7 protein-coding genes are annotated in these 11,533 nt (G+C 60.7%); 6 read left to right on the top strand and 1 reads right to left on the bottom strand.

The window, feature by feature from the left end; translation table 11 throughout:
- Position 1 precedes the first annotated feature (1 nt).
- From J5M58_RS05645 to J5M58_RS05620, 6 genes are all read left to right on the top strand, one after another.
- Entirely contained in the window at positions 2-445 is a 444-nt protein-coding gene (locus tag J5M58_RS05645) for a hypothetical protein (protein ID WP_243432214.1), read from the top strand.
- Positions 445-906 (top strand): hypothetical protein, encoded by a 462-nt coding sequence (locus tag J5M58_RS05640; protein ID WP_207877433.1) that lies wholly within the window; start codon positions 445-447, stop codon positions 904-906. The genes J5M58_RS05645 and J5M58_RS05640 overlap by 1 nt, the downstream gene beginning before the upstream one ends.
- Positions 907-908: 2 nt before the next feature.
- The gene (locus tag J5M58_RS05635; RefSeq protein ID WP_207877431.1) at positions 909-3,020 is read left to right on the top strand and encodes a hypothetical protein; all 2,112 of its coding nucleotides are present in this window, start codon (positions 909-911) and stop codon (positions 3,018-3,020) included.
- A complete protein-coding gene (locus J5M58_RS05630; protein WP_207877429.1) occupies positions 3,017-4,771 on the top strand; it encodes a hypothetical protein in 1,755 nt (584 codons plus the stop codon). The genes J5M58_RS05635 and J5M58_RS05630 overlap by 4 nt, the downstream gene beginning before the upstream one ends.
- Positions 4,771-7,338 (top strand): hypothetical protein, encoded by a 2,568-nt coding sequence (locus J5M58_RS05625; RefSeq protein ID WP_207877427.1) that lies wholly within the window; start codon positions 4,771-4,773, stop codon positions 7,336-7,338. The genes J5M58_RS05630 and J5M58_RS05625 overlap by 1 nt, the downstream gene beginning before the upstream one ends.
- A 116-nt stretch (positions 7,339-7,454) precedes the next feature.
- Positions 7,455-9,782, top strand: a complete 2,328-nt coding sequence (locus J5M58_RS05620; RefSeq protein ID WP_207877425.1) for a hypothetical protein — start codon at positions 7,455-7,457, stop codon at positions 9,780-9,782.
- Between the two features lie 35 nt (positions 9,783-9,817).
- On the opposite strand, the gene J5M58_RS05615 is transcribed toward J5M58_RS05620, so the two are convergent.
- Complete coding sequence (locus J5M58_RS05615; protein ID WP_207877423.1) at positions 9,818-11,482, bottom strand: D-glucuronyl C5-epimerase family protein; 1,665 nt, start codon at positions 11,480-11,482, stop codon at positions 9,818-9,820.
- Positions 11,483-11,533 lie beyond the last annotated feature (51 nt).

The following is an 11,533-nucleotide window of genomic DNA, read 5'->3' as shown; positions in this document are numbered from 1 at the left end:
AATGTTGCCGGTTGATGACCGGCTGATCGCAATGACGGTGGCCAATGCGCGCATGGCTGATCGGCTGGAGTTCGAAGCCATCCGAGGCCTGACCGTAGAGCAGGAGCTGCGCTATTCGGTGGAAAAGAGCGTGAGGCCCCTGGCCTACGTGGTGGATGGCCGGGTGGTCGCGATGTTCGGCGACATCAAGCTCGATGAGCAGACCGGGGTGCCATGGCTGATCAGCACCACGGAGATCGATCGGCACCACCGCTCCTTCCTGATCGAGTGCGACCGCGAGGTTGCCGCCATGCGCCAGCGTTACCAGGTGCTGATCAACTACACCGATGCCCGCTATGTGAAGGCCCTTCGCTGGCTGCGCTGGCTCGGGTTCCACATGCATGACGCCGTGCCCTACGGGGTCAACGGTGAACTGTTCCATCCAATGACATTGAGGGGGCTGTAATGGGCGCAGCAGCAGGGGCTGGCGCAGCGGCGGGCGGTGGCCTGCTCAATGCGTACTCCCAGATTCAGCAGGGGAAAGACGCGGTCAAGGCCGCCAATCGCCAGCAGCGCTACCTGAATGACCAGGCGCGCGACGTGATCAGCCAGGGCGACTTCGCTGCAGACATGTCGAACGAACAGGGCCGACAGACTGCCGCCAGCCAGCGGACAGGCTTTGCAGCCAATGGTGTGGCGGTAGGCCAGGGATCCGCCGGCCGTATCGAGCAAGGCACGCTGGACATTGCCCGCCAGGATGCTGACCAGCTTCGCCGGAACGCCTTCAACCAAGCCATGGGCCTAGTTGACCAGGGTAACGAGGGCATCAAGCAGGCCAAGGCAGAATTCCGAACTCGCCGTCTCAACGCCTTCAGCTCGCTGCTGACCGGTGGAGGGCAGGCCTACAACATGTACAGCAGGGGTTGAGCATGGCCGCACGAATTCCACAACTCCAGATGCGCCGGGTGGCTCCCGAGGTCGTCAACGCGCCTCGTGTGGCCCAGGCCTCGACTGATGCCTCGGGCTTGGCTCGGGGCCTGTCCAGCCTTGCTGGAGATCTCGCTGACGTTCATCAACGCGAGGTCCAAGACGCCAACCAGACAGCGCTGCTTAATGCCGACAACCAGCTGGGCAGCTGGCAGAACAACGCGCTGTTCAACCCGGAAACCGGGGCGTTCACGCGCAAAGGTAGTGCTGCGCTGAACATCAGCCAGACCGTCCTTGGCGACTTCGACAAGCAGCAGCAAGCCATCTACGACACTCTTGCCAACGAGCAGCAGCGCCAGATGTTCCGCCAGTCTTCGCTCCAGCGCCGAGGAAGCCTGGAGGCGAAGCTGGGCAGCTACGAGTTTGGCGAGCAGCAGCAGTACAAGGACGATGTCGACAAGTCGTCTATTCAGCTGGCCATGGACAGCGCAGCCCTGAACTACAACGATCCTGAGGCCGTGGCTCAGAACCGGGCGAAGATGGATGCGGTGCTGCAGTTGCGCGGCGCCCGTAACGGCTGGTCGCCAGAAGAAATGCAGGCTCAGCGCCAGCGGATGAACAGCAGCCTGTCTCAAACGGTGATTCAGCGGACGTTGGTTGATTCCCCGCAGAAGGCACGCGGCCTTTATGAGCAGTTCAAGGACGGCATGACCGCTGAAGACCAGATCCGTGCCACCAATGGTATCGATCAGGGCTTCCGGCGGCTTGAGGCCGAGGCCAGGCAGCGCCAGGTTGAAGCCCGTCAGCTGCAGGCCTTTGCCAGGGTAGAGCTTCAATCGCGCGTGCAGGACGCCCAAGCGGCCTACCTGCAGGGCTTCGACTTCGACAACCCGCCGTCTCGCGCGGACTTCAACGCGGCCTATGGTGAGAATGGCGGCCAAGCCTATGAATCGTTCGCCAAGGTTCAGGCCGTGGCCCCGGCGATACGCGAGTTCGCGACGGCTACACCGGAGGAACGCCGGGAGATCCTGGCCAAGTTCCAGCCGGCCCAAGGCGGTAATGCTGGCTCCGGATTTGCGGAGGATGACCAGTTGTACCGGCGCCTGGCGACTGTGGCCACTGGCTTGATGAAGCAGCAGCAGGATGACCCGGCAGCCTATGTTGCTCGCTATAGCCCATCCGTTCGCGAATCCTTTGCCGCTGCACAGCAGGCTGGCACCCAAGAGGCATACCAGGCCTACGCCGACGCGACTATTGCCGAGCAGCGCCGCTTGGGTGTGCAGTCGCCAAAACTGTTACCCGACGCGGCAGCCGATCAGATCGCAGCCGGATTCAATAGCCAGGTGGCCGGCGGCGAGAATGCCGCCACGCTGATCGAGCAGCAGCAGGCGCAGTGGGGCGCCAACTTCCCGCTCATAGCCCAGCAACTTGGCAAGAAGCTGCCGCCCGAGGCGCAAGTGATCGCTACTGGGCTACCGAAGGACGTGGCCGAGCGCATGGCATCGGTTGCCAATCTCAGCGATGCAGACCTCAAGAAGGGGCTCGAAAATGGCGTTGCCGCCAACGTCGCCACCGCAGTCCAGAGCGCAATGGGGCCTTTCGCTCAATCCCTTCAGGGCCAGGCAGGCGGAGATGAGACGTTCAACACCATGTACGACGCAGCCACCAAGACGGCGCTCTCCTACGTTCGTCAGGGCATGACCCCAGAGAAGGCTGCCCAGCGTGTAGTGAACGGCATGGTGAACGATAAGTACGACTTCTTCGACACCTACCGGGTGCCCAAGAGCCTGGATACTGCGGCAGTGAAGCGCGGTGCCGACCGGGCCCTGGCCAACATTAGTGCTGATGACCTCGCCCTGCTGCCTGGACTGCGCGGCGTGCCGGCCGACGTTAACCTGGAGCAGCTGCGCGAGGCGGTGATCGACGGCGGTCAATGGGTGCCGAACAACGACGAGAGCGGCCTGAGCCTGACCCTCAATGGGTACCGCCTGCTGGGCAAGGATGGCAAACCCATCACCCGCACCTGGGATGAACTGACAGCCGATGGCCTGAACCGCCAGGAAAGCGATGCATCGCGCATCGGACGAGTACGCGGCCTGGGGATCAATAATTGACTATCTATGCAGGCGATGCCCCGGCGCTTGACCGGCGCACATTACTGGACGTACCGGCTGATAGCAGCGACGTGTTTGGTGCAGCGTTCGACGAAGCGTTCTCGACCAACCCCAGCACATCGGCTTTCCGCCTCGAAGAGCTCAACCAGCAGAACCAGGGTCGGGCCGTTGTCATGGGGCCGGAATCCTATCTCGCTCCGAATGCTGGCCGGCTTGAGCCTGAAACCCCGCTGATCGACGCCGAGCAGGCGCGCAGCCAGGTCGCAGGCGCCGGGCTCGACATTAAGATCCCTGACCAAGGCATTCGCCAAGGGGCGCTGGAAATCCTGATGCAGCGCCACCAGGAGCAGCTGGCGCGGCAGCAGATCATGGCCAGGGCGAACGGCGGTTCATTGCCCACCAAGATCGCGGGCAGCCTGGCTGCTTCGCTGCTGGACCCGCTCAACATCGCATCTGCTTTTGTGCCGGTGGTGGGTGAGGCGCGCTACGCCCGGCTGCTGGCCGGCGCCACTACTCCGCTTGGTCGTGCTGCAGTGCGTGGTGGCGTTGGTGCGCTTGAGGGTTCCGTGGGCGCTGCGATCCTTGAGCCGCTTCCGCTGCTGGCCGCCCAGCAGGACCAGACCGAATACGGCCTTTCGGACTCGCTGGCAAACATCGCCTTGGGCGGCCTGCTGGGGGGCGGCCTGCATTCGGTGGGTGGCGCGGTCAGTGATGCGCTGCGCCGTCGCCTGGCCACAGAAGCGGCACCGGTTGAAACGTCGGTGAATGCTGGTGCAGCAGCGCGACCTGTAGATTCCGGCCGCAACATCGATCTTGGCCGGATGTTCGACGAAGACCCGGACCTTGCCCTTCGCACTGGACTTTCCAGGCAGTTGGAGGAAGATCAGGCGTCGTTATATCGATCGGCGGAGCAGCAGGCACTGGACGAGATAAGGCCATCACTGGCCGGCGAGCGCGTTGGCAACGTGGCAGACCTCAAGGCTGAGCGTGTTGGTCTAGTGGCGCAGGATATGGCGCTGGACGCGACTTACCGCGACCGCGCCAAGGTCTTCCAGGGTCAGCGTTTGAGCCGCAAGCAAGCCGAACGGGCTGCACGGGACGCCATCATTGCAGAGCGTGAGCAGATTCGTGCGCGCACCAGCGAGATCGACACCATGCTGGAGCGCAACCGGGCCGGAGAGCTGGATCGCCGTGACCTGGGATTGATCGAGCGCGGGCAGGTTCCGGAACGCCTGCAGCCGCAGATACAGGCCAGGGCCCGACAAATCATGCAGGGCTACCAGCAGCGACCGCTGGGCGCGGCCATCCGCACAGCCCGGGAGACAGCCGAGGGCGCTGATTGGACGATTCGTGACAATGCCCTTCGCACCGCCGTGGCTCAGGCCATGACGGGCCGCGATATCGATGTGGCCAAGCTGTTCGAATTGGACGAGCCGGCGAAGGCCGCCAGCGCGCTGGAGTACCTCAAGCGTCCGCAGACCAGGCGCGTCGATCAAGAGGGGCAGGCCGAAAGCCGGCGCGTGGACGGACACGGCCAGGCTGCAGACGATCTGGAGGAAGCCCGCGCCGCCTTGGCTGAGGACGAAGCCATGGCCCGCGAGATGCTCGAGCAGCTTCCCGAAGAGCAGCGCGCCCAGGTTGAGGCCCTAGGCCGTGACGAATTGGCCGCCGCCGATGCTGAAGCTGCAAAAGCCGAACAATACGCCAAGGCCTACCGGGCCGCGGCTATCTGTGAACTGGGGAGAGGTTGATGGCACTTCCATCAGGTATCAGTCCTTGCGCCGACGCAGTGCGGGCAGCCGCCGGCGACATGGAATCGAACGAGATTCAGGAGATCTTCCAGCTGCTGCGCGGGAGAACCCAGGAGATCATGGCCCGCGAAGGCGCGTTGGGCAGCGAGCAGGCCGCGTTGCGCGCTGCCGATGAGCTGGCCAAGCAGGCAGAGCACGCCGCCATCATCGAGAAGCGCAACGCGCTGATCAACGTGCGGGCCCGCGCCCGGCTTGTGGCCTTCGTCCGTGACCAGTTCGCCGACCGTCCTGACCTAGGCGTCGAGTCGTTTCTTGTGGGCACCAACCTTGCGCGCCAGGGCTCCCGGTTGTCGGTAGCTGCTGAGCAGAAAGCCTTGGGTGATGCTTATATCGGCGGAATGCTGGCCGACCTGGATCGCGCCGACCTGACCGCTGTGCTTGCCCGTGGAGATTCTGACCAAGACATCGCTGATGCACTGTGGCGTATCGGCAAGGACCAGGACACCAAAGACCTGAACCCACAGGTGGTGGAAATCGCCAAGATCATCCAGAAGTACCAGGAGGGCGCCCGAATCGACGCCAACCGCGCTGGTGCCAGTATCGGCAAGCTGCCCGGATACATCGCCCGCCAGAGCCACGACAGCGAGAAGATCGGCGCTGCCGGCTTCGATCGCTGGGCAGAAGAGATCCTGCCGCGCCTCGACACGGCAACGTTTCGCGAGGGCGGCGACCCCATGGTTTTCCTCAAGGGTGTCTATGACGGCCTGGTATCCGGTGACCACTTGAAGTCACCAAGCGGTCAGCAGCCTAACGGCTTCCGCGGGCCGTCCAACCTGGCCAAGAAGCTGAGCCAGGAGCGCGTTCTGCATTTCAAGGATGGCGTGGCATGGCATGAGTACAACCAGCTCTTTGGCACCGGGAACCTGCGAGAAGCGGTGTTGCGCGGCCTTGATCTTTCTGGGCAGAACACTGCGCTGATGCGACGCCTGGGCACCAACCCAGAGGCCAACCTGAACATGGCCATGGACGTCATCAAGGAAGATGTTCGGGCCGGTGGCGATCCGGCCGCCCTGGCCAACTTCAATACCGCCCGCCGAGGCGTGATCGACAATCGGTTCAAGGAAGTTAGCGGCCAGACCCGTATACCGGGCAATGCCACCCAGGCGCGTGTGGCGGCGAACGTCCGGGCGTGGCAGTCCCTGTCCAAGCTCGGCGGCGCGCTGCTGTCCAGCTTCACCGACCTGCCGGTTGCGGCCAGCGAGATGCGGTACCAAGGGAAGAGCTTCCTGGGCAGCCTGGCCGAGATGGGGGCGGGCCTGCTCAAAGGTCGAGGCAGCGCTGAGCAGAGGCAGATACTTTCGGCCTATGGCGTATACGCCGACTCGATGCGCGGCGAGATCATGCGCCGCTTCTCCGCCGATGACTCGGTCGGCGGCAAGATGTCCCGCGGCATGAGCCAGTTCTTCCGCCTCAACGGACTGTCCTGGTGGACAGACGCCAACAAGGCAAGCGCCGGACTGATGATGGCGCACAACTTGGCACAGAGCAAAGGCAAGGCCTGGGGCTCGCTCAACAGCGACTTCAAGCGCGCATTGGGCCTATACGACCTCGATGCCGGCAAGTGGGATTTGCTGCGCGAGATGGACATGCGCATGGCGGACGGCCGCGATTACATGACACCGGACGGCATCGCCAACATCAGCGATGAGCGTATTGGCCAGTATCTGGCAGAGCGTAACCGCCCGGTATCTGCTGGCGCGATCCGCGAAACCCGCCAGGACCTGGAGCGCAGCCTGCGCGCCTACGTCAACGACCGCGTTACCTATGCGGTTCTGGAGCCCGACGCGCGTACCCGCTCGATCATGAACCAAGGCACCCAGCCCGGCACGGTACCGGGCGATCTGCTGCGATTCGTTACGCAGTTCAAGAGCTTCCCGGCTGCGTATATGCAGAAGACCTTGGGGCGCGAGCTATACGGTCGCGGCTACACCCCGACAGCACTGGGCAATAGCTTCCGAGGTGGCCGGGATCTGGTTCAGGCCCTGCGCAATGGTAACGGCGAGCGGCTGGCGCTGGCTCAACTCATGCTCTGGACCACGGCATTCGGCTATCTGTCCATGGCATCCAAGGATGTAACCAAGGGCCGCGAGCCACGGCCGGCGGATGATCCAAAGACTTGGTTGGCGGCAATGGTGCAGGGCGGCGGGCTGGGAATCTTCGGCGACTACCTGTTCGGTGAGGCCAACCGCTTTGGCAACACCGCCCTGGAATCAGCTGCCGGTCCGGCCCTCGGCACTGTCGCCGATGCCTTAAACCTGTGGGCTCGGGCGAAGGAGGGCGACGACACCGCTGCATCCGCCCTGCGCCTCGCCCAGAACAACACCCCGTTCATGAACCTGTTCTACACCCGGATCGCGCTAGATCATCTGTTCTTGTACTCGGTACAGGAGGCCATGAACCCGGGGTCGCTGCGCAGGACTGAGGAAAGGATCAGGCAGCAGAACGGCCAGGAGTTCCTGGTTCGACCTTCGCAGATCTACCAAGACCCGCTGGGAATAGCCCGCTGACTATCCAAGCCCGCCGAAGCGGGCTTTTTCATGCCCGGCTTTAGCGCATCCGCCCAATCAAAACCCAAGAGAGCCCCGCCAAGTGCGGGGCTTTCGCATTTCTGGAGCACTGAAAATTGACCGTATCGACCACTGATAGCGTTGTTGAATACGTATCCGGCGGACCGGCGTTCCCCATTCCATATCGTTTCCTGCAGGACTCCGACATCGAGGCTGTCCTGGTCAAGCAAGATGGAACATCGGAAACCCTGACGGGGGCGCAATACACTTTGTCCGGCGCCGGCTCCCAGAATGGCGGTACGCTGACGTCGTCCTACGCCGCAGGCTTTCTCGGCGTGGCCGGGGCATCACTCACTATTTCGCGAGTCATGGACCCGGTTCAGCCAACCGACCTCCGCAACCAGGGCAAATTCCTGGCCGAGACGCATGAGACCGTCTTCGACCGTCTGACCATGCTCATTCAGCAAGGGTTCGCAGGCCTGTCGCGGGCGCTGGTTCGGCCCATCGGAAAGAATTACTACGATGCGCAAGGCCGCCAAATCAAGAACCTTGGTGATCCTACAGAGAACCAGGATGCAACCACGAAGAGCTGGGTTCAGGATCTCATCGCCTCGATCCTGGCAACCGGGCAAGGTCCAATCAACAATGCAGCGAATGTAATCTTTGCTGGTGCAAATGGGTTCATTGGAGTTGTGCAGGACCTCGCCAATAAACTTGACCCACTTAAAGGCTCAAGGATGCTGGGTCACGATGGCTGGACTGTCGGCGACCGCATCAGCAACTTGAAATTTCCCGAGCAGTTCGGCGGGAATATCCAAGCCTGGGCAGCAAGCGGCGGGTCTCTCGGAATCAACGGAGGTACATACCCAGCCACTGGAGAAGTTGCTTTCCCATTCGGGACCATGGTGCGGACCTTCGGCGACGTAGTAATTGATGCCAGCGCCGCAGTTACGGTCGGCAACTTCCCGAATGCCTGCGCCGTTCGACTGGGCGGCGGTAGCTTCTCGGCCTTGCCAGCACTCAGCATCAACTACCTGAAAGGCGCCAACCTCCTAACGTTTGCAGCTCCGCACGGCCTGAATGTTGGCGATGTGTTCGTTATCTACAACCCGACCGACTTCAGTTACTCCAGCTTCCGCAGCTACTACCGAGCCGGCGAGTACTGCCGTGTAGCTGCCGTGACTAGCCCGACGCAGGTTCGCCTGACCAAGCCTCTTTACGCCGGGTACACAGCTGCAGCGGTGAACATCTATAAGATGAACGGCGGCAAGTTCAAGCTGGAAGGATCGCTGAAGGTCATTGCTCCCGAAACCCTTCCAACAGTGATGGCTGTAAGGGCGCAGCGCCTTATCGACTTCGATATCACCGGTCTGAAGGGCTACAGCAAGCAGTCTTCGTCAGCTATCGAACTGGAAAAGTGCTTCAACGGTGAGGGCGGAGCTCTAGTGGCCGAGCAAGGTCTCATGTCCGGAACTGGCAATGACTACGGCCTGGTCTTCTCCAATTGCCAGCATATGCGTATGGAGGGCTACTTCTCGGCTTCGCGCCACGGTATTACCACTGGCGGGTATGGCGATATTGGCAGCGTTCCATGTCGCGACATTGTGTGCCGAGGAACAGCAACTACTACCTTCGAAGGATCGGCGCATGCGGTTGATACGCACGGCAACACTGAATATTTCACCTTCGAGGGAGACATCTACGGCGGCTTCGATGGCGGCGGCAACCACATCACCGTTAAGGGGCGCGTGTTCGCGGCTGACGATGGGATTTGCTTCTATCACGCTGAAATGACTGGCTACGACCGAGACTACTCGGGCGTTCGCTGCTATGCAGATACAAACCCCGCTGCCGCGTCCCGTGGGGTTGTCGACTGCGGCGGCAATAACACCTCGAGCGCGGCGGCCGACACCATCGGTGGAACATTCGATTGCTCTGGCATGGTTGTCTATGCCCCCGCTGCGATGTCCGTGTTCAAGATCATCCAACGCAACTCTCTTGCGACCGATGCCCGGGTGAAGCTCGACGGCGCCCAAGTCGCCCAAGCTGCGTCAGGGTATGAGTCCGTCCGCGTCACAAACTCAGGTGGAGCAGCATTTGCACGGACCAGCATGACCGGCTTTGAGGCTCCAGGTGAAGCCGCTCAGGTTCACACTGCTACCGAGGTCACGGGAGTATCTATCGGTGGATTCGTAGACATCCCTGTTACCACCGCGCAGGCCTCTGCGAGCGCGGTGGTAACCTTCCCATCTGGCATCTTTAAAGACCCGCCAATTGTTACTGAGAACGTCAACACTACTGCTCTCGGGGCAACCGCAGTCGTCTGCAACAGCAACACACCAACAGCATCCTCGGTGACCCTGACCGTCAAGACTGGCAGCCTTGCCAACTTTGGCGCAGCCGGTACTGTTCGAGTGTTCTGGCGCGCGTCTACGCCTCGGTAAAGAAAAAGCCCACCTCATCGGGTGGGCTTATCAGCTCAATTAACTGCTGTGCTGATCTCTGTTATTTCATGCGCTTCGCGCTTGAACTCGATCTTGGCATATTTCGCGTTGATCCTGACAGGCTCACCGGAAGAGATCGGCACACGCTTCACCACTTTCCACTTCTTCATGTCCCAGCTTTCTAGAACTGTGAACTCAGCGCCCTTCACGCCTCGCGCAGTGGCTCGAAGGTAGGGCTTTCCCTTTTCCATGGGCAGGAACACCCAGCCATCGCACCTAACTGGCATAGTCTCTGCCGGGTCGTCGCTCATCGCGCTATTGATGGTGTAGACGATATCGTTTGTTCCCGACTTTCGGCGGTAATTGCATTGGTTGGTCACCGGCGCAAGCTCGATGTCTTTGCGAATGGCCATCATCGAAGTGATGGCTGTAATCCGGTCACCCTTGGTGAAGGTGACGTCTATTTTGTCCGCCTGAACTGGCCATTTGAAAAGAACATCTGTCCAGAGTTTATCGTTCCCGACCACCTCTTTCCTGGCTACTTCCCGGCCCTTCATATAAGCAGTGACTGTGAAGTCGATAGGGCGGCGCGCGTGATCCAGGGCGTCAATAGCGACTCCCTTCACGCGGGTTGGCTTTTCAGGCGTGATCGTAAACGTTGTCGGAAATTCGTTGGTAGTCCAAGAAGCACCAAACATGATTGCCTTCGCCCGCTCTGGGCCGTTCGTCTTAGCGTTCACGGAGTAGGTGGACGAGTATTTGTCGCTGTTCATTTCATACGATTGGAAATGCGAAGCCCATTTCAGGTACTTCGGGTCTTGGAAGTATTCGTACATCCAAAGCAACTGGTCAACGTGGAGGGAGTTGTACCCACCCCGTTCAGCCATGCGGCGAGTAGGAGATGGCCAGTCGAGCGAGTAGTAAGAAATGAATCCGCCGTCGAACTGGGTCAGATCGCGAGATACAGCAGCCTCTCCCTGCTGAATGAGGTCCTTCCAGCGCTCGTCCTTGGTGATGTCGTAAATGTCGACCAGGCCAGCCAAGGCGGTAATGTGACCGTTCAGCACCTTATAGCTGCGGCCTTTAGGGTCTGGCGCTTCCTCAATCCAGGTGACGCCATTGTCTCGAGTGATGACACCGCCTTCGGTGATCTCGTGGGTGTACGATTCCATGGCCAGGTCGGCGGTCTTTTTGTACGTCTCTTTCGGGGATACCGCATTGGCGCGGTAAAGCACGCCTGCAATACGAGCCTGCCCAATTCCGGAAATCCAGCCTGGATCAAGATCAAAATATTGGTTCCGGAATGGATAGGTCCACAGGGCCATCCCGTTCTTGATCTCAGCAGTCTCCACGTACCAGTCTGCTACACGAAGGAACTTGTTTTTTAAATCCTCATCGGTGCATTTGGTTTGCAGCCAGTCGCGATATAAAGCGTATGCAAAGTTTGAATTGAAGTAGGGATTTGCCCATTTGCCCAAGTTGTTGTAGTTGGTTCCATAATCAAACAGTGCAATACCATCTTCACTCAGTGTGAATTTGCCGCTCGTTGCATAGGATAGTCCTGGGGCGTGTGGCGTGCGCTCGGCCACGCCGATAGCTGGGCAGCTGGCTGATGAAGTGGTGGCGGCGGGTTCTTCAGCCTGCACCTGGTTGATAACCATAGCCAGGCTAGCGGCAAGAATTGAGCGCTTGATATCCATGCGGTTTATTTTTCCAAGAGTTGTGCGATTGCTAGGCGCGGACCTTACACC

Origin of the sequence: Pseudomonas sp. 32_A (assembly GCF_017490905.1) — a bacterium.
GTDB lineage: Bacteria > Pseudomonadota > Gammaproteobacteria > Pseudomonadales > Pseudomonadaceae > Aquipseudomonas > Aquipseudomonas inefficax.
The sequence above is the reverse complement of the archived record's forward strand: the minus strand, read 5'-3'. Positions and strand labels throughout refer to the sequence as shown.

Coding starts and splice junctions, on each gene's coding strand:
- J5M58_RS05625 (WP_207877427.1), top strand. CDS start 4,771: ATGGCACTTCCATCAGGTATCAGTCCTTGCGCCGACGCAGTGCGGGCA.
- J5M58_RS05640 (WP_207877433.1), top strand. CDS start 445: ATGGGCGCAGCAGCAGGGGCTGGCGCAGCGGCGGGCGGTGGCCTGCTC.
- J5M58_RS05635 (WP_207877431.1), top strand. CDS start 909: ATGGCCGCACGAATTCCACAACTCCAGATGCGCCGGGTGGCTCCCGAG.
- J5M58_RS05615 (WP_207877423.1), bottom strand. CDS start 11,482: ATGGATATCAAGCGCTCAATTCTTGCCGCTAGCCTGGCTATGGTTATC.
- J5M58_RS05645 (WP_243432214.1), top strand. CDS start 2: ATGTTGCCGGTTGATGACCGGCTGATCGCAATGACGGTGGCCAATGCG.